Raw genomic sequence first — 19,059 nt, 5'->3', positions numbered from 1 at the left:
GGTGCGGGTGGGGGTGGCCGTGGGTTTGTGCTGTGCCTGCGGTGCGGGTGCGGGTGCGGGTGCGGGTGGCCGGGGCTTGTGCCGTGTACGCGGGCGGGAGTGGTGGAGGGCTGTGCCGTGCACGCGGGCGAGAAGCTTGCGGGCGGGGTGGCCGTGGCGCCGGTCAGGTCCGGCCCAGGGCCGTCAGTGCTCGCCGCGCCACCTCTCTCCCGATCGGCAGGGACGCCGTCGCCGCGGGGGACGGCGCGTTCAGGACGTGCACCGCGCGGGCGCCCTCCCGGATCAGGAAGTCGTCGGCCAGGGTGCCGTCCGGCAGGACGGCCTGAGCCCGTACGCCCGCCGCCGCCGGCACCAGGTCGTCCTCGGTCACGGCGGGCAGCAGCCTGCGCACCGCGCCGGTGAAGGCGGCCTTGGACAGGGAGCGCCGCAGCTCGCCGGTGCCGTAGCGCCAGTGGCGCCGGGCGATGCGCCAGGAGCCCGGCCAGGTGAGGGTGGAGGCCAGCTCGCGGGGGCGGACCGTGCTCCATCCGTAGCCCTCGCGCGCCAGGGCCGGGACCGCGTTCGGGCCGATGTGCACGCCGCCGTCGACGCCCCGCGTCAGGTGCACCCCGAGGAACGGGAAGGCCGGGTCCGGCACCGGGTAGACCAGGCCCCGCACGAGGTCGGGCCGGGCCAGCTCGTAGTACTCGCCGCGGAACGGCACGATGCGCATGCCGGGGGCGTCCCCCGTCATCCTGGCGATCTCGTCGCAGTACAGGCCGGCGCAGTTCACCAGGACGCGTGCGCGGACGATGTCGCCGGAGCGGGTGAGCGCGGCGACCCCGAGGGCCGGTCTGCGGTCGATGCGGACCACCCGGGCGCCGTAGCGGATGTCCGCGCCGGAGGACTCGGCGAGCTGCCGGGCGACGGCGGTGTAGTCGCAGACGCCGGTGGTGCCGACGTGTATCGCGGCCAGGCCGCGGACCTCCGGCTCGTACTCGGCGATCTGGGCCGGGCCCAGTTCCCGTACCGGTATGCCGTTCTCCCGGCCGCGCTGCACGAGCGCGTGCAGGCGGGGCAGCTCCGCGCGGTCGGTGGCGACGATCAGCTTGCCGGTGACGGCGTGCGCGATGCCGTACTCCGCGCAGAACTTGATCATCTCCGTGGCGCCCCGCACCGCGTAGCGGGCCTTGAGGGAGCCGGGGCGGTAGTAGATGCCGCTGTGGACGACGCCGCTGTTGCGGCCCGTCTGGTGGCGGGCCGGGCCCGGCTCCTTCTCCAGGACCGTGACCCGGGTGCCGGGCGCGGCACGGGTGATCGCGTACGCCGTCGACAGGCCGACGATCCCGCCGCCGATCACCAGCACGTCGCAGTCGTCGGCGGCCCTCTGCCGCGCCCTGTGCCCCACCTGCTCCACCTGCTCCACCTCCCGGGTCCGATAGTGCACTGCGCCACTGACAATGCCTTCAAACCCGGGGCGGGCGGCGCGGTCAGGCCGGGGCCATGAGCAGGGGGCGGGCGCGCTCGCGCAGCTCGACCACGCGGGGCTCGTCACCGTAGGGCTCCAGGCGGTGCAGGAGGTCCTTGACGTACTCGGTGGTGCGGGCGGAGGAGATGCGCCCGGCGACCTCGACCGCGCGCACGCCCTGCTCGCAGGCCGCGTCCAGGTTGCCCGACTCCAGTTCGGCGACCGCCGACACGACCAGGCGCAGGCCGTGGGAGCGGACGTACTCCTCGGTCGGCCGGGAGAGGGCCTGCTCGGTGAAGCGGCGGACCTGGCGGGGGGCCTTCAGGTCGCGGTAGCACTCGGCGGCGTCGGCGGCGAAGCGGTCGTAGGAGTAGAAGCCGAGCCACGTCGGGTCGTGGTCGCCGGGGCGGGCCCGCTCCAGCCAGCTCTCGGCGGCCTTCAGGGCCGCGCCCGCCGCCTGGGCGTCGCCCGCGCGCGCGTGGGCACGGGCCTCGACCAGGCGGAAGAAGCTCATCGTGCGGGCCGTGGCCAGGCCGCGGTTGCGTTCCAGGGCGGCCTGCGCGAGGTCGACGCCCTCGTCGCCGAAGCCGCGGTAGGTCGCCTGGAGCGACATGGAGGCCAGCACATAGCCGCCGAGCGGGACGTCGGCCGCCGCGCGGGCCAGGCGCAGGGCCTGGATGTAGTAGCGCTGGGCCGCCTCCTGCTGGCCGGTGTCGAAGGCCATCCACCCGGCGAGCCGGGTCAGTTCGGCGGCGGCGCCGAACAGGGCGCGGCCGACCTCGTCGGAGTAGGAGCCGAGCAGCAGGGGCGCCGCCTCCACGCGCAGGCACTCGGGGACCATGGACGAACGCCAGTCCCCGCCGCCGTACTTGGAGTCCCAGCGGCGCGCATCCTCGGCGGCCTCCCGCAGCTTCTGCACATCGCTGTGGCCGACTTTGAGCGGTGCGCCGGAGCCCTCCGCCGGGCTCGCCTCGCGCGCCACCGAGCTGTCGGCCGGGGTTATCAGCCACCGCGACGCAGGCGTTGCGTATGCGCTCACTGCGAACGACCCGGCCAGCGACTGCCAGATGCCGCCGGAGCCCGCGCGGCGGCCGGCGAGGTCGAGCCGGTACAGCTCCGTGGCGGACTTGACCGCCTGCCCGACGTCTCTCGGGAAGGCGAGCCCCACCTCGGGCGCGGGGTCCGCGTCCGCCAGGCCGATCTCGTGGAGCGGCACCGGGCGGCCGAGCTTCTGGCCGATGGCGGCGGCGATGAGGTGCGGCGCCGCACCCTGCGGCACCATGCCCTTCGACACCCAGCGCGCCACCGACGTCTTGTCGTAGCGAAGTGTCAGGCCGCGCTGGGCGCCGAGGTCGTTGACGCGCCGGGCGAGGCCCGCGTTCGAGATTCCCGCGAGGGCGAGAACGGCGCCGAGCTTTTCGTTCGGCCCGCGTTGCTCCCTGGACATGCGCCACCCCTCGACACAGACGGCTGCCGCGCTGGCATAACCATGCGGCATTCGTAAACACAGCGTAGTTCGCTGCATCCCAAGCGTTAAGGGGCCCTGTCCCGGATGGCGGGATTGTGGTCCGTACTCAAGTGCGGCTTCTGTACGGACTGTTGCCGTGTGCTCCCGGTGTGTGGCCGTGCGCCCGGCCGTGCGCTCTTCTCCGGCCACCGGGGGGAGCGGTTCCATGGCTCCTGCGTGGGTCGGCCCGCTGTACTGGATCCAGTGGGCTGGGGGACACCGCCGCCTCCATCCCCGCGGGCGGCGGACCGGTCCGGGAGGCGTGCCCCGCCTCCCGGACTGCGCGCCCGTCGGAGGGTGTGCGAAGCCTGGGTGAAGCGTGTACGGAGCGTGTTCGAATGCCGCTCTCTTGTCGCTCCCCTGCCGCTCCGTGTCTGCGATTTGGCCGAAAATAGACCCGGTGGGTTCCGGGGTATTGCCGTGTCTACCACGGCACTTGGCGGCGCACCAGGTGACGAAAGGGCGCGCTCAAGGGGCGCATTCACGCCGTGGTGATGGTGTGGCACGGGTCCGGCGGGAGTGGGGTGGTGGCGCGGCACGGGGGCGGCGGGAGTGGGGTGGTGGCGCGGCACGGGGGCGGCGGGGGTGCGGCGGTGGCGCGGCACGGGGGTGACGGGGGTGCGGCGGTGGCGCGGCACGGGGGTGACGGGGGTGCGGCGGTGGCGCGGCAGGGATGTGGTGGCGGGAGGTGGCTGCCGGGCCCCGGCAGGGCGCCCGGAGCCCCACGGGGGTAGCCGCGGGGGCGCATTCACGGGAGCGCGAGCGGCTCCGTCGGGCGTCCGGCGCGTGCCCTTCATGGCAGCATGGGGAACCAGTTCGTACGGTGCACTGGTTGTCCACAGCCTGTGGAGGCGTCGATGCGGTGGTTGGTGGGATGGAGCAGCACCGCCGCGGGGGCCGCCGGCGTCGCCGGGGCCGGCTCCGCGGGAACCACCGGGTACGACGGTGAGGCCGTACAGCCCGTGGGCGCCCAGCTCCTGTGGGGCGACCCCGACCCGCTGTGGGCGGTCGGCGACTGGCGCCCCGACGAGGTGCGCGTCGTCCAGGCCGACGCCCTGACCCGGATCGCCGTCCTCGGCATCTGCGGGGCGACGGACGAGCAGCTGCGCGTCGCCCTGTTCGCCGCGCGCGGGGGCGCACTGCGCCATCTGACCGCCTGGCCCGGCAGTTACACGGCCGTCGTCCAGGTGGGGCGGCGGATCACGGTGTGCGGCGACCTCGCCGGCGCGCGGCCCGTGTTCCACACCCCCTGGGCGGGCGGCACGGCGTACGCGACCGCCGCGCTGCCGCTGGCCGACCTCGTCGAGGCCAACCTCGACTTCGGGTACCTCGCCGCGCTGCTGGCCGCCCCCGACGTACCGGCCGCGCTGGACGACGCCACCCCGTACGACGGCGTGAAGCGCGTTCCGCCGGGGCATGCGCTGATCCTGCGCGCCGGGGCCCGGGAGATCGCCGGGTACGAACCGGTCGCCTCCCTGGCGGTGGCCGCGCCCCCGGCCGATCCCGACAGCGCGGTGGACGGCGTGCGGGAGGCACTCGTGGAGGCCGTGCGGACCCGGCTCGCCGCGCCCCGGCACGTTCCCGGGTACCCCGGGGACGGCATCGACCCCGGGCCCGTGCCAGGGATGGGGCCCGCCGACCGGCGCGCCGCGCGCGGGATGCCGGCTCCGGGGATCGGGGCGGACCTGTCGGGCGGACCGGCCTCCGGCACGCTGGCGCTGCTCGCGGCGGGGCTGCCCGGCAGGCCCGGGACCGTGCTGGGGCACGGCGGCACGGAGGCGGGCGAGCGGCTGCTGGCCGTCACGTTCAACGACCTGGCCGTCGGCGGACGGGAGGCCGAACTGGAGCGGGCGGGGGCGCTGGCCGCCAGCCCCCGGCTGCACCACGTGGTGGTGGCCGGGGGCGAGGAGACGCTGCCGTACGCCGACCTGGACGGGCCGCTGACGGACGAACCCGCGCCGTGCCTGGTGTCGGCGGCGCGGCACCGGGCGCGGCTGGCGGCCGGGAGCGCGGACCACTTCACGGGGTACGGCGCACGGCAGGTGCTGGACGCGCATCCGGCGCGCCTGGCCGACCTGCTGATGGACCGCAAACGGCGCCATGTCGTGCGGCCGGTGGCCGCCCTGGCGAAGGCCGACGGCTCGGTGGGCTCGGTGATGGTCCCCGCACGCGTGTACGCCGCGGCGCGGCGGCTGGCGCGGACGCCGTACCGGGCGGGGCTGGAGGATCTCGCCGAGCGGCTGCTGCGGAGGCGGTTCGAGGAGCCGGGGGGCGGAGCCGGGTGGTCCGGCCGCTCCGGCCGTGCCGGACGCCCCGGGGGTGGGGGCGGGGGCGGGCCGGACGGTGCCGGTGGTGGTGCGGTGGAGGCGTCGCTCGCCGCGCTGACCTGGGGAAGACCCGGGCCCGCGGCGCGGTGGCTGACCGGGGAGGCGCTGGCCGAAGTATCGGTTCGCCTGCAGGCGGCGACGCAGCGGTCCGGGGTGGGGCCGGGGCAGCGGCCGGGCGACTTCCGGGCGCGTGCGGCGCTGGCGCGGCAGGCGGCCCAGGTACGGGTGCTGGAGCAGGCCGCCGAGATCCGCTTCCAGCGACTGCACGCGCCGTTCCTCGACAACCAGGTCGTCCGCGCCTGCCGGGCCCTGCCGGAGGCGCTGCGGGTACAGCCGGGGGCGCGCGCGACGATACTGCGTACGGTGCTGGAGGGCGCCGGGGTGAGCGAACTGCCGCCCGGCTGGGGAGCGCCGACGCAGGCGGTGGCGGCCGCGGCGGCGCGGACGGGGCTGCGGGTGGCCGCGGACTCCTTGCTGGCGCTGTTCGAGACGCCGCTGCTCGCGGAGGCGGGGCTGGTCGAGGCGAGGGTGGTGCGCAAGGCGCTGCGGGGAGCCGCGGCGGGAGAGCCGCTGCCGCTGGACGGGCTGGCCGACCTGGTCTCCCTGGAGCTGTGGCTCCGGCGCCTCCTCGCGCGGCGGGGCACCTGCTGGACGGGAACGGCCGGCCGCCAGCGCGCGGTGCCGGCGGGGATCGCGCCGCAGCGGGGGGTGCTGGGGGCGGGAGCTGTGGTGCGGCGGGGGTGAGGTTTCGCCTTCGGGGTCTGGGCGGGGGCCTCCGGCGGTGGGCGGGGGCCCCGGCGGTGGGCGGGGGTGCTGCGCCGGCTGGGGGCCTGCGGGGTGCTGCGTCGGCTGGGTGGGGGCCTGTGGTGTGCTGCGCCGGCTGGGCGGGGGCTGCGGGGTGCTGCGCTGGCTGGGCGGGGGCTGCGGGGTGCTGCGTCGGCTGGGTGGGGTGCCTGCGGCGCATGTGCTGTTTCGGTGGGGGTGCGTGTAGCGCCTTCCCGGTGGGGGTGGGCCGGGCCGCGCCGGGGGGTGTCCGTCCCCGGAACGGCGCGGAATCGGTCGGTTGGGAAGGCGCCCGTGGTGACGCGCCAACCGCTGCGGGCGGACACCCCCCGACACGTCCCTTCCCGCCGCGCGCGACTGCGGCTCCGCCCCACCAAGGGGCTGGCGGGTGCGGGAAGCGCCCCTGTGACGCCGACCCGCGACAATGACCCGGTGCGGTACAGAATCCTGGGCGTCACGCAGGCGGAGAACGAGGGCGGCGACGTCGTCGGCGTCGGTGGTCCGCGCCTGCGCGCTCTGCTCACCGCACTCGCCCTGCGCCCCGGCCGCGTCGCCGATCCCGGCACCCTGATCGGCGAGGTCTGGGCGGACGACCCGCCCCAGGACGCCCCGGCCGCGCTCCAGGCCCTGGTCGGCCGGCTCCGCAGGGCCGTCGGCAGGGACGCCGTCGTCTCCGTACCCGGCGGTTACCGCCTCGCGGCGCGAGACGACGACGTGGACCTGTTCGTCTTCGAGCGGCTCGTCCGGCAGGGCGTCGCGGCTCTCGGCGCCGGTGACGTCTCCGAGGCCGCCCGGACGCTGGACGAGGCCCTCGCCCTGTGGCGTGGTCCGGCCCTGGCCGACCTGCCCGACCGCGGTGCCGCCGCCCGCCCGGAGGCGCTGCACCTGGAGGCGGTCCGGGCCCGTATCGACGCCGACCTGCGGCTCGGCCGCGCCCAGGACGCCGTACCGCGGCTGCGGGAACTGACCGCCGCGCACCCGTACGACGAACCTCTGCACGCCCTCCTCGTACGCGCCCTGCGCGATGCCGGCCGCCCGGCCGAGGCCCTCGCCTCCTACGAGGCGGCGCGGCGCGTCCTCGCCGAGGAACTGGGTACGGACCCGGGGCCGCAGCTGCGGGCGCTCCACGCCGAGCTGCTCGGCGCCGCGGAGCCCGGGGCGGGAGCGCCGGGACGCGCGGGCAACATCCGGCCCCGCCTGACGTCCTTCGTCGGGCGGGAACGGGAGCTGGCGGACATCCGCTCCGATGTGCGCGGGGCCCGGCTGGTCACGCTCACCGGACCGGGCGGGTCCGGCAAGACCCGTCTCGCCGAGGAGGCCGCCGCCGGGCTCCCGCAGGCGTGGCTGGTCGAGCTGGCCCCGCTCGACCGGCCCGAGGCGGTGCCCGGCGCGGTGGTCAGCGCGCTCGGTCTGCGGGAGACCGTGCTGCTCGCCGGCGACCTGGGCATGCCGCAGGACGACCCGGTCGCCCTGCTCGTCGAGCACTGCGCCTCGCGCAGCCTGCTCCTGGTCCTCGACAACTGCGAACATGTCGTCGGCGCGGTCGCCCACCTCGCCGAGACCCTGCTGACCCGCTGTCCGGGGCTCACGATCCTCGCCACGAGCCGTGAGCCGCTGGGCGTTCCCGGCGAGGTCGTGCGGCCGGTCGAGCCCTTGTCCCCCGACCAGGCGCACCACCTCTTCGCCGAGCGCGCGTCCGCCGTCCGGCCCGACGCCGACGCGGTGCTGCGCGACCGGGAGGCGGTGGCGGAGATCTGCCGACGGCTCGACGGGCTGCCGCTCGCCATCGAGCTGGCGGCGGCCCGGCTGCGCCTGCTGACACCCCGCCAGATCGCCGACCGGCTCGACGACCGCTTCCGGCTGCTCACCTCCGGCAGCCGCACGGCCCTGCCCCGCCAGCAGACGCTGCGCGCGGTCGTCGACTGGTCCTGGGAACTGCTCGACGAGCAGGAGCGGACGGTGCTGCGGGAGGCGTCGGTGTTCGCCGGCGGCTGGGAGCTCGCCGCGGCGGAGGCCGTGTGCAGCGGGCCCGTGGCCGAGACCCTCGGCGCGCTGGTCGACAAGTCCCTGGTCGTCGCCTCCCCCGGCCCGGGGGACGGCGGCGCGGGGATGCGCTACCGCATGCTGGAGACGATCCACGAGTACGCCGGCGAGCGCGCGGCGGAGGTGCCCGGACTGCGTGCCGCGGCCGAGCGGCGGCACCGCGCGTGGGTGCGCGCGCTCGCCGAGGAGGCCGACCCGCGACTGCGCTCCGCCGGGCAACTGCCCTGGATCTCCCGCCTGGAGACCGAGCTCGACAACATCCGGGCAGGACTCGACCGCGCCCTGGCGGCGGGCGACGAGCCGGAAGCCGGCGCCATCGCGCTGGCGATGGGCTGGTTCTGGTGGCTGCGCAACTACCGCCACGAGGGCATCGGCTGGATCGACCGCGTCCTGCGCCTGGGCGTCACCCTGGACGCCGCCGCCGGCCGCCCGCTCCCCGGCGGCGCCGACGACCCGGTGGACACCTTCCTCGCCACCGCGGACGGAGAGACGGGGCACCCGCTGCACCCCCTGCGCATGAACCTCCGGATGCTGCACGTGTTCTTCAAGGCCGAGACCGAACCGATGGGCGGGCCGCTGGACGAACGGATGGCCCGGTACGTCACCCGCCTGCGGGACCACTTCGTGCGAGGCGGCCCTCAGGCGGCCCGTGTCCCGGGCCTCGTCTGGCCGCTGACCGATTCCCTCCTGGCCGACGCGGACGGCACGGTCGACGTCCGGCGGGACCTGGACGCCGCCGTCGCCACCTGCCGTACCCACGGCGGGGACTGGGAGATCGCCGTCAGCCTGCTGTTCCGTACGCACATGACGGTCGACTCGCCGGGCGGCCTGACGGGCGTCGACGACGACCTGGCGGAGCTGCGGGTGCTCGGCCGCCGCACCGGAGACCGCTGGCTGCGCGCCCAGGTCTGCAGCGCGGCCGGCGAGGCCGCCATGGCCCGCAGCCGCTTCGCGGAGGCCGAGAGCGAGTACGAGGAGGGGCTGCGGCTCGCCTACGAGGTGGGCGCGTACGCCGAGACGCCGTTCCTGATCGCCCGGCTCGCCGAGATCGCCTACCGCGCGGGAGACCGCCCGGGCGCCCTGAAGGCCCTGGACGAGGCCGACGCCGCCGCCGACCGGTACGGCGTGGCGGACGCCAAGACGTTCGTCCTGCTGCTGCGGGCCCAGCTCGCGCTGGACGGCCAGGACACCGCCCGGGCGCGCCGTCTGTACGAGGAGGCACGCGTACAGGCCGAGCGCGGTACGCCGCCGCCGCAGTTCCTGGTGATGACGGAGCTGGTCGACGTGCTGGTGACGGCGGGCGAGTCGGGCCCGGGGCCGGCCCTGGTGAAGCTGGCCCGCACCCTCTCCACGGCCGTGGAGAAGCGGTGCGCCGACACGGTCACGGCCGCGCTCGTGGACACGGCGGCGGGCCTGCTGGCCGACCTGGGCGATTTCCCGGGCGCGGCACGGCTGCTCGGCGCCGGCGACCGGTGGCGCGGTGGGCATCCCCGTCCTCTGCCGGAGCGCACACAGGCCGGACGGGCGGAGGCCGCGGCCCGTGCCGCCCTCGGCGCCGGGCGGTACACGGCCGAGCACGCCCGGGGCGCCGCGTTCACCGTGGACGACGTCCTGCGCGAGCTCCCCGGACAGCACACCTAGAGGGCTCCTGACGGATCTTCGTGGCGTCGCGACGCCCGGCGCGCTCCCCCAGAGGGGCGCCCCCACTCGCCGCACGGGGCGGAGGACCAGGTGGCTCCGCCACATGACCCTCCGCCCCGCACGCCGAGAGCACGCACACATCGGGTCGACGGCCCGGAGCTTGGCGGCGGCTCCGCCCCGCACGCCGAGAGCACGCACCGAACGCCGCTCCTTCTTCCACGGAGATCCGTCAGAAGCTCCCTAGCCGCAGGTGAACCCCGACTCCGCCCAGTCCACGAGCGCGAGATCGTCGGCAGGGCCGTGCGGCTCGACGACCAGACGCACGGACGTGCGTCCCGTGAGGTCCACGTGGACGGGGACCGCCGGGTCGCCTCCCTTGACCATCCCGGAACTCCACAGCCGTACCCCGTCGGCGTGGACGGAGAGGTGGACCTTGACCGGCTTCGGCGTCAGGTCGTCGACGCCGGCCAGCGCGTTATAGGCGGAGCAGGGGCGGTTGAGGTCGATGGTGACGGAGGAGCTGCCGCGCACGGTAACGCCGTGGGCGTACCGCCGGCCCGCGATCGACATGCCGGACCGCTGCCACACCCAGCCGCTCTCGCCGTGCCGCATCTCGGGCCCGCCGCCGTCACCGGCGGTGTCGTACGACAGCTCGCTCCACGGGTAGGTGACCGGGGTGGCGGGGGGTGGTGTGGGGGAGGGGGTGGGAGTGAGGCTCGGTGCGGGAGTGGGGGTGGGGGTGGGTATGGGGGTGAGGCTCGGCGTGGGTGTCCGGGGCAGCCGTGGCTTCGGAGTCGGCGTCGGGGTGGGGGCCGGTGCGCTCACCGGTGGCTCGGGGGCGGGAGATCGAGAGGGCGCGGGCGGACGAGGGGGCGCGGGCGGCTCCTCCCGGGGCTGGGTCACCGGGGAGGACGGGCGTGGAACGGCCTCCGTCCGCCGCTCGGCCGGGGTGTCGTTGCCGGCCAGCGCGAACACCACCGCCGCCGCGACCCCCACGGCGACCAGGCCGGTCGCGATACCGGCCTTCACCGGAGCCCCCAGTCCTTCGGAGGTCGCCGCTCCGCCGGATGCGCCGCCGCCCGCCGTGGCCGCCCCGGCGGCACCGGCACCGGCCGCGCCCGCGCTCCCGGCCACGATCCCGGCCGCCTTGGCGTACCCGGCGGCACCGAACCAGCCGATGACCGCGACCGGTACGACGGCGGGGATGCCGTCGGCGACCTCCTGGATCTGGCCGGCGGCCAGCCGGCACCTGGCGCACTCCTCCAGATGCTTGCGCAGCCCCCGTTCCGCCCGGGTGCGCAGCCGGCCGCGGGCGTAGGCGCCGAGCCGGTCGGCGTGGCGGGCGCACTCCTCGTCACCGCTGAGGACACTGCTGACGTGGGCCTGGAGGTAGGCCTGCTTCAGCCCCTCGCGGGCCCGGCCGGCGAGCGCGCGGGCCCCGCCGGCGTCCAGCCCGAAGAGCGCGGCCACCTCGCTCGGCGACTCGTCCTCGACCTCGGTGTGCCACAGCACGGCCTGCCACCGCTCCGGCAGCGACCGGAACGCCCGCATCGCCAGGGACTGCTCGGCCTCGTGCATCGCCCGCACGTCCGCCCCCGGCTCCAGCGTGCCGTCCGGCGTCTCGGCGAGCCGGTCGGCCTGCGCGGCGAACACCGCGAAGTCCTCGACCAGTTGCTCGCGCCTGGCCGACCGCGTCCACCCCGCGGCGACACGCCGGACGCTGGTGAGCAGGTACGCCCGTACGGCGTGTTCGGGGCCGGAGCCGCCGCGCACCGCCTGGAGCATGCGGGCGAAGACCTCGGCGGCGAGGTCGTCCGCGGTGTGGGCGTCCCGGCAGCAGGTGCGGGCGTACCGGCGCACCGCCTCCGCGTGCCGCCGGTACAGCTCCTCGTACGCGGTGTCGTCGCCTGCGCGCATCCGGCCGATCAGCTCGGCGTCGGAGGGCGGCAGTTCGCGCGGCGGCGGCAGGACGCTGTCCGCACGCCCGGCACGCCCGGCACGCCCGGCACGTCGCGCCGGTCCGCCGGCCTCCGCGTCGCCGTCACCGAGTGCCCCGTCCCGCTCGCCCACGCTCATCGCGGAAAGCCCCCACCGCCTGACCGATCTGCCCCGGACATCGGGCCAGCGTGTCACGGAGGCTTCCGGTCACGCTCCTGGAGCAAGGACAATCACTCGTCCGAGGGGACTTCCCCCGCGGCGGTACTGACGGCCATCCGGCGGGGGAACACTCACCCGGCACGTCTCCGGGACCACCGCGACAGGACTGCCCTCCTCATCGCCGCGACAGGACTGCCCTCCTCATCGCCGCGACAGAGCTGCCCTCCTCATCGCCGCGACAGAGCTGCCCTCCTCATCGCCGCGACAGAGCTGCCCCCCTCATCACCGCGACGGGGGCCGCCCTCCTCACCACCCGGCGAGCGCCTTCCTCCTCACGCCGGCCGCGACCGCAACCCGTCCAGCAGGATGTCCAGCAGCCGTGCCGACGCCGCCGCCCGCTGGGCCGTGTCCGGCAGGGAGGGCGCCGCCGTCGCTATCACCAGCAGGACGTCCGACACGGACACGTCCGGCCGCAGCTCACCCGCCGCACGCGCCCGCTCCACCAGCTGGCCCACGACCTCCAGCAGCGCCGCCGCTCCGGCGTCGTCCACCGCGCCCGTGGCACCGGGCCCGGCGCCGACCGCCCGTTCCCCGGACCCGGCCGCCCGTTCCCCGGACACCAGCCGCAGCTCACCGGTGCCCGGCTGCATCCGCTGCTGCGGCACCCGGGGTTCCCCGAGCACGGCGTCGGCGCCGGACTCGTCCGGCACCCCCACCCGCAGCACCTGCGGCGGCAGCAGCCGCCCGGCGCCCGACGCCACCGAGGTGCGCAGGAAGCGCGAGAGCGCCGACCACGGCTCGTCCTCCTGGCCGAGCGCCGCCCGCGCCTGGTCGGTCAGCCGGGAGGTCTCCTCCTCGGCGATCCGCCGCACCAGGACGTCCTTGCTGGGGAAGCGCCGGTACACCGTGCCGACACCGACCCGTGCCCGGCGCGCCACGTCCTCCATCGGCGCCCCGTACCCCAGCTCACCGAAGACCTCGCGCGCCGCCCGCAGCACGTGCTCCAGATTGCGCTGCGCGTCCACGCGCAGCGGCGTCGTGCGCACCGCGTCCCCGCGCCCGGCGCCCCCGTCGCGCCCGGCGCCCCCGTCGCGCCCGCCGCCCGCGGACGACGCGGACGCCATGGACGACACGGATGCCATGGACGGCACGGACGGCACGGACGATACGGACGCCGCCGGCTGCCTGGCCGCTCCCGGCCGTCCGGTCGCCCCATGAGAGTCCTGAACATGCATAGACAATCCCCCGGTAATGACGTCTCCCCCCGGAGACTCTCCCCGCCATGAAAGCCGGAGCGTGCGGAACGGGCCCGGCTGCCGGCCCCGCCCGTCGCGGACCCGAATGAGCGCGCATCCCCCCACACCCCGTCGACACGAACATAGTTGAGCGGGAGTCAATTCAGAAGGGGCAGGTTCCGCACGGAGTGCCCTCCGATCGGAGTACGGACCGCGCGCCCTCCGCACGCGCCGCCCTCCGCTCCCCGGCGCACACACCCTGACCTGCGCGGCAGACGCACAACACGGCAACTCGGCCGTCGTCGAGTCTTCTCCCCCTCCAGTCATACAAATCGCCGGGCCTGTGGACAAACACAAGCGTCGGGTGCGTCATGGGAGGGTGAAGGAACGCGCGCGCATTCTCGTTGTCGGCGGCGGCTACGTCGGGATGTACACGGCTCTGCGACTCCAGCGGAAGCTGAAAGGCGAACTGCGGCGCGGCCGGGCCGAGATCACCGTCGTCACGCCCGACCCCTATATGACGTACCAGCCGTTCCTGCCCGAGGCCGCCGCCGGCTCGCTCTCCCCGCGCCACGTCGTCGTACCGCTGCGCCGCGTCCTCGGCCGGTGCCGCGTCCTCATCGGCGAGGCCACGGCCATCGACCACGCGGCCCGCACGGCCACCGTCACCACCCCCGCCACCGAGGAGGAGGGCACGGGCGCCCGGCGGCTGACGTACGACGAACTCGTCCTCGCCCCGGGATCCGTCGCGCGCACCCTGCCCGTCCCGGGCCTGGCCGAGCACGGCATCGGCTTCCGGACCGTCGAGGAGGCCATCGGCCTGCGCAACCACGTCATCGAGCAGCTGGACATCGCTTCCTCCACCCGCGACCCCGCGGTGCGCGACGCCGCCCTCACCTTCGTCTTCGTCGGCGGTGGCTACGCGGGCGTGGAGGCCCTCGGCGAACTGGAGGACATGGCCCGCCACGCCGCGCGCTCCTACCACAACCTCACCCGCGAGGACATGAGATGGGTGCTCGTCGAGGCGTCGGACCGGGTCCTGCCCGAGGCCGGCGGGGAACTGGCCCGCCACACGGTCGCCGAACTGCGCCGCCGCAACGTCGACGTACGCCTGAGGACCCGCCTGGAGTCCTGCGCGGACCGCGTCGCCGTCCTCGACGACGGCACCCGCTTCCCCACTCGTACGGTCGTCTGGACGGCCGGCGTCCGACCCCATCCGCTCCTCGCCGCCACCGACCTGCCCCGCACCCCGCGCGGACGGCTGAAATGCACCCCCCAGCTGAGCGTCGAGGGCACTCCGCACGCGTGGGCGGCCGGTGACGCTGCCGCCGTACCGGACGTCACCGCACCCGCCCCCGGAGCCGAGTGCGCGCCCGACGCGCAACACGCCGTACGGCAGGCCAGGGTCCTCGGCGACAACATCGCGCACGCCCTGCGCGGCGAACCCCTGACGACGTACGCCCACCGGCACGCGGGCTCCGTCGCCTCCCTCGGCCTCCACCGGGGCGTCGCCCACGTGCGCGGGCGCGACCTGAAGGGCTACCCCGCGTGGCTGCTGCACCGCGCCTACCACCTCAGCCGCATGCCCACCGCCAACCGCAAGGCGCGCGTCCTGGCCGAATGGGCCCTGTCCGGCCTCTTCGCGCGCGAGATCGTCTCCCTGGGTTCGCTCGAACATCCCCGAGCGGAGTTCGAACGCGCGGCCGGGGGAAAGTCTCCTGGGGAACCCCCGCGCAACCCGAAGGGGTCGTCCTGACCGGAGCCAGGAACTCCTCCGGCCGGCCCGGCGTCTGACGGATGACGCCGGCCCGGCCTGCCCACTGCCAGACTGGGCCGGCACCGCGGGCGGGCCGCCGCTCATCCCCCGCGGCCCCCCGGGGCCCCGGCCGGTTCCGGTGCCGGCCGACGACGACTACACGAGGCAAGGATTCGTGAACCTCACGAACTTCACGAACTTCACGCGCTGGGGCGCCCGATTCCCCGGAACGCGGCGCCCCGCCACGGACGGGACCGGTACGACGGTCTCCCCGGGCCGGCCGGGAGAAGGCTCCGTGCCCACCGCCCGCACCGAACAGCCGGCCGACGAGCCACCCCCCGCACCCCCCGCATCCCCCGTACCGGCCGTCGACGACCTGCCGGCGCGCGAGGTCCTCGACCAGGTCCCGGCTCTCGTCGCCCTCCTCCACGGCCCCGACCACCGCATCGCCTACGTCAACGACGCCTACACCGCGGCCTTCGGCACCCGCCCCCTGGGCGAACCGGCCCGCGAAGCCCTCCTCGAACTGGCCGAGCTCGGCCTGTTCCCGCTGCTCGACCAGGTCCAGCGCAGCGGCCGGCCCCGTACGCTCAAGTCCCGCAAGGCCCCCGACGGCCGCTCCTACACCTTCACCTGCACCCCGGTCACCGAGGGCGACACCGGCGGCGTGCTCGTCTTCGCCACCGACGTCACCGACCACGCCGAGGCCGCCGCACGCCTGCGCGCGAGCGAGCGCCGCCAGCGCGAGACGGCCGTCACCCTCCAGCGCTCCCTCCTCCCCCAGAAGCTCGAACAGCCGGACGACCTGCGCATCGCCGCGACCTACCACCCCGGCGGCACGGAGGCCGCGGTCGGCGGCGACTGGTACGACGTGATCACCCTCGGCGGCGGGCGCACCGCCCTCGTCATCGGCGACGTCATGGGCCGGGGCGTCCGCGCGGCGGCCGTCATGGGCCAGCTCCGCACGGCGGTGCGGGCCTACGCCCGCCTCGACCTCCCCCCGCACGAGATCCTCCAGCTCCTCGACGGCCTGGCCATGGAGATCGACGCCAACCAGATCGCCACGTGCGTGTACGCCATCCACGACCCGAACGAGGGCAGCCTGGTGTACGCCTCCGCCGGCCACCTGCCCATCCTGGTCCGCGACGAGGGCGGCACCGTCCAGCGCGCCGACGAACCCACCGGCCCGCCGCTGGGCACCGGCGGCTGGATGCACACCTCCGGCTCGGTCCCCCTCACCCCCGGCTCCACGGCCGTCCTCTACACCGACGGCCTGGTGGAGCGCCGCAACGAGGACCTGGACGAGGGCATCGCCGCCCTGGAACGCGCCCTGGCCGGCGCCACCGGCTCCCCCCAGGTCGTCTGCGACCGTCTGGTCCGCTCGGCCGGCGTCACCGCGGACCACGACGACGACGTGGCCGTCCTGGTCCTCCAGCACCCGGCCCGCACCGGCCCGGAGGGCGAGCTGTTCCGCAACGCGGCCCTGGAACTGCTCGGCGGCGTGGAAGCGGCCCCCCGCGCGCGTGCCTTCGCCTCCGGCGTCCTCACCAGCTGGCGCTTCCCCACGGACCTGCACGACCTGGGCGTCCTGGCCGCCAGCGAACTGGTCGCCAACTCCCTCCAGCACGGCACACCCCCCATGCGCCTGCGTCTGCGCCGCACCGACCGCCGCCTGATCGTCGAGGTGACCGACGGCGACGACCACCTGCCCCGCCGCCGCCGCGCCGAACCCGGCGACGAGTCCGGCCGCGGCATCGCCATCGTCGCGACGATCGCCTCGAACTGGGGCTGCCGCCGCACCCCGGGCGGGGGAAAGGCGGTGTGGTGCGAGTTCGTCCTGCCGAACCGCTGACGGCCGCGGCCGGACGCCGGGCTACGCGTCCGCGCGCACCGTCTCGACGGCCGGCCCGCCGCCCCGCGACACCACCCGGCTGCGCGCCGCCCACGGCTGGTCCTGCGCCAGGGTGAGCCGGCGCCCCAGCCGCAGCGCCAGCACCGTGATCGCCAGCGAGAACAGCAGGAACGCCACGATGTACGGCGCGTGCAGCGAGGCCCCCAGCGGGCCGCCCACCGCCGGCCCGATCGCCAGCGCGAGCTGCTTCACCAGGGCGAAGGCGGAGTTGTACTGCCCGGCCATCCCGGTCGGCGCCAGATCGGCCACCAGCGGCGCCAGCGTCGGCGACAGCATCGCCTCCCCCAGCCCGAACAGCGCGTACGTCGAGATGAACGCGGCCGTCGCCATGGCCTGGCTGCCGTGCCCCAGCCCGGCGTACCCGGCCACGGCCCACGCCACGGCCCAGATCAGCCCCACGGCGGCGATCACCCGCGACCGCTTCCGCCGCTCCACGAACTTCAGCACCGCGAACTGCGCGACCACGATCATCAGCGTGTTCGCCGCCAGCGCGGTCCCCAGCGCGGACGTCGAGATCCCGGCGGCCTCGGTCCCGTACGCGCTCAGCCCCGACTCGAACTGCCCGTAGCAGGCGAAGAACAGCACGAAGCCCAGCACGCACAGCTGCACCATGGCCCGGTTGCCCAGCAGCTGCCTCCAGCCGCCCTTGCCCGACTGCCCCGGCGCCTGCTCGACCCGCGGCGCACGCGGCATCCGCACCGTCGCCATCACCACGACCAGCAGCAGGAACATCGCCGCCTCGATCGCGAACAGCAGCGTGAACGACGACGCGCTCGACGTGTCGACCAGGTGTCCGCCGATGAGCCCGCCGACACCGAGACCGAGGTTCTGCAGGAAGAACTGCATCGCGAACGCCCGCGACCGCGTCTCCGTCGACGAGCAGTCCACGATCATCGTCGCGAGCGCCGGCTGCATCACGGCCTGCCCCGCGCCCAGCGCGGCGGCCGACAGCAGGACGGCGGCGGCGCTGCCCGCCAGCCCCAGGCTCAGCGCTCCGACCGCGGCGGTGGCCAGGGCGGCGAGCAGCACCGGCAGCGGGCCCCGCCGGACGATGGCCCGCCCGGCGAACGGCAGCACGATCAGCGCGGCCACGGCGAAGACGGCGAGCACGAGACCCGCCGTGACAGAACCCAGTCCCCGCACCTGCGCCACATAGACGTACAGGTAGGGGACGGTGAAGCCGAGCCCGAACGCGCTGAGTGCGTTGCCCACGTGAATCCGGCGCATCGCTGCGCCCATCGCCCTGGTCACGTTCACCTCTCTCTGTTCTCTCCGTACTCCCCGCACTCTCCGCGTGCCGAGGAGTGAAGCCTGAAGTATTAGAACCTAAAGTTCGAAGCTAAAGAGTACACAGTGAAGGACTTCAAGGCAAAGGCGTCACGTGCGATACTGCGCCCATGGGCGACACCTCCGGCGTCAGCGAGCCGACACTCGAAGAACAGATCGCCGCCTACCAGCGCGAGTTCCAGGATCTCGACCCCCAGGTCGAGAAGATCGTTTCGGCGCTCTCCCGCCTGAACCGCCGGATGAACGTCGCCTACGGCCGCCAGACCGCCGCCCTCGGCATCAGCAACGCCGAGTGGGAGGTCCTGAAGGCGCTCGTCCTCTCCGGCGCCCCCTACCGCATGGGCCCCGGCGACCTCGCCAAGCGGCTCGGCCTGACCCCCGCCGCCATGACCCACCGCATCGACCGCATGGTCACCGAGGGCCTGGTCACCCGGGAGCGCGACGAGTCCAACCGCGTCCGCGTCATCGTCGAGCTGACCCAGGAGGGCCGGGAGAAGTGGCTCGAGGCCATGCGCCTCGCCACGGTCTTCGAGGAGGACCTCCTCCAGGACCTGTCCCCGGAGGAGCGGACGGCCCTCGGCGAGGTCCTCACCCGTCTCCTGCGCAGGGTGGAGCACGCCCAGCCGGACGCCGGCGGCCGGCTCAGCGACCTGGATTAAAAGATCTTGACAGGGTTGCTTGACACCCCTCTGCCTGATCCGTAAGGTTCCTCGGGTTGCCACGGAGCCGTAACGGTTCTGCGGCAGCACCTCCCGCCGCTGAAAGCGGCACTCAAACCACCAGCACGACCTCCCCGCCGGGACGTTTTCGACATGCTCGAATTCAATTCCGGACAGGGGCTCGACGCTCCGATCGGTTCGAACGACCCGATTGGGAATCGCCGAGAAGATCCGCTAAGGTTTGAGACGTCGGAACGGCCCAAGGGCCGGGAAGACAACCCCCTCTGACTGGGAATCAGGCCCGAAAGGATCTGATAGAGTCGGAAGCGCCGGAAAGGGAAACGCGAGAGCGGGAACCTGGAAAG

10 protein-coding genes are annotated in these 19,059 nt (G+C 75.1%); 5 read left to right on the top strand and 5 right to left on the bottom strand.

Translation table 11 applies throughout. The annotated features are described in order from the left end of the window. Nucleotides 1–163: 163 nt before the first annotated feature. Both lhgO and ABZ340_RS31575 read right to left on the bottom strand, forming a co-directional pair. Nucleotides 164–1,396 carry an L-2-hydroxyglutarate oxidase gene (gene lhgO / locus ABZ340_RS31580; protein ID WP_358785315.1) on the bottom strand — a complete coding sequence of 411 codons (1,233 nt, stop codon included), beginning with the start codon at nt 1,394–1,396 and terminating at the stop codon, nt 164–166. A gap of 73 nt (nt 1,397–1,469) precedes the next feature. Then, nucleotides 1,470–2,894 carry an MFS transporter gene (locus ABZ340_RS31575; protein WP_358785294.1) on the bottom strand — a complete coding sequence of 475 codons (1,425 nt, stop codon included), beginning with the start codon at nt 2,892–2,894 and terminating at the stop codon, nt 1,470–1,472. 917 nt (nt 2,895–3,811) lie between these two features. Between ABZ340_RS31575 and ABZ340_RS31570 the strand changes: the two genes are divergently transcribed. Both ABZ340_RS31570 and ABZ340_RS31565 read left to right on the top strand, forming a co-directional pair. Beyond that, nucleotides 3,812–6,025 carry an asparagine synthase-related protein gene (locus ABZ340_RS31570; RefSeq protein WP_358785293.1) on the top strand — a complete coding sequence of 738 codons (2,214 nt, stop codon included), beginning with the start codon at nt 3,812–3,814 and terminating at the stop codon, nt 6,023–6,025. A 471-nt stretch (nt 6,026–6,496) separates the two neighbouring features. Continuing rightward, entirely contained in the window at nt 6,497–9,748 is a 3,252-nt protein-coding gene (locus ABZ340_RS31565; protein WP_358785292.1) for a BTAD domain-containing putative transcriptional regulator, read from the top strand. 240 nt (nt 9,749–9,988) lie between these two features. Here ABZ340_RS31565 and ABZ340_RS31560 read toward each other — a convergent pair whose 3' ends face one another. Further along, entirely contained in the window at nt 9,989–11,824 is a 1,836-nt protein-coding gene (locus ABZ340_RS31560) for a sigma-70 family RNA polymerase sigma factor (RefSeq protein WP_358785291.1), read from the bottom strand. Nucleotides 11,825–12,177: 353 nt separating this feature from the next. After that, nucleotides 12,178–12,969, bottom strand: a complete 792-nt coding sequence (locus tag ABZ340_RS31555; RefSeq protein WP_358785314.1) for a helix-turn-helix domain-containing protein — start codon at nt 12,967–12,969, stop codon at nt 12,178–12,180. A gap of 490 nt (nt 12,970–13,459) precedes the next feature. On the opposite strand from ABZ340_RS31555, the gene ABZ340_RS31550 reads away from it, so the two are divergent. Both ABZ340_RS31550 and ABZ340_RS31545 read left to right on the top strand, forming a co-directional pair. After that, nucleotides 13,460–14,836 (top strand): NAD(P)/FAD-dependent oxidoreductase, encoded by a 1,377-nt coding sequence (locus ABZ340_RS31550; RefSeq protein WP_358785290.1) that lies wholly within the window; start codon nt 13,460–13,462, stop codon nt 14,834–14,836. Nucleotides 14,837–15,011: 175 nt separating this feature from the next. After that, nucleotides 15,012–16,688, top strand: a complete 1,677-nt coding sequence (locus ABZ340_RS31545) for a SpoIIE family protein phosphatase (protein WP_358785289.1) — start codon at nt 15,012–15,014, stop codon at nt 16,686–16,688. A gap of 21 nt (nt 16,689–16,709) precedes the next feature. On the opposite strand, the gene ABZ340_RS31540 is transcribed toward ABZ340_RS31545, so the two are convergent. Beyond that, nucleotides 16,710–17,987, bottom strand: a complete 1,278-nt coding sequence (locus ABZ340_RS31540; RefSeq protein WP_358785313.1) for an MFS transporter — start codon at nt 17,985–17,987, stop codon at nt 16,710–16,712. Between the two features lie 158 nt (nt 17,988–18,145). Here ABZ340_RS31540 and ABZ340_RS31535 point away from each other — a divergent pair, with 158 nt between their 5' ends. Beyond that, entirely contained in the window at nt 18,146–18,694 is a 549-nt protein-coding gene (locus tag ABZ340_RS31535; protein WP_358785288.1) for a MarR family transcriptional regulator, read from the top strand. The last annotated feature ends 365 nt before the right edge of the window (nt 18,695–19,059 follow it).

Origin of the sequence: Streptomyces sp. NPDC006134 (assembly GCF_040628835.1) — a bacterium.
Lineage (GTDB): Bacteria > Actinomycetota > Actinomycetes > Streptomycetales > Streptomycetaceae > Streptomyces.
This window is presented reverse-complemented; position numbering and strand designations above follow the sequence as displayed.

Coding starts and splice junctions, on each gene's coding strand:
- ABZ340_RS31560 (WP_358785291.1), bottom strand. CDS start 11,824: ATGAGCGTGGGCGAGCGGGACGGGGCACTCGGTGACGGCGACGCGGAG.
- ABZ340_RS31575 (WP_358785294.1), bottom strand. CDS start 2,894: ATGTCCAGGGAGCAACGCGGGCCGAACGAAAAGCTCGGCGCCGTTCTC.
- ABZ340_RS31535 (WP_358785288.1), top strand. CDS start 18,146: ATGGGCGACACCTCCGGCGTCAGCGAGCCGACACTCGAAGAACAGATC.
- ABZ340_RS31555 (WP_358785314.1), bottom strand. CDS start 12,969: ATGGCGTCCGCGTCGTCCGCGGGCGGCGGGCGCGACGGGGGCGCCGGG.
- ABZ340_RS31540 (WP_358785313.1), bottom strand. CDS start 17,987: ATGGGCGCAGCGATGCGCCGGATTCACGTGGGCAACGCACTCAGCGCG.
- ABZ340_RS31570 (WP_358785293.1), top strand. CDS start 3,812: ATGCGGTGGTTGGTGGGATGGAGCAGCACCGCCGCGGGGGCCGCCGGC.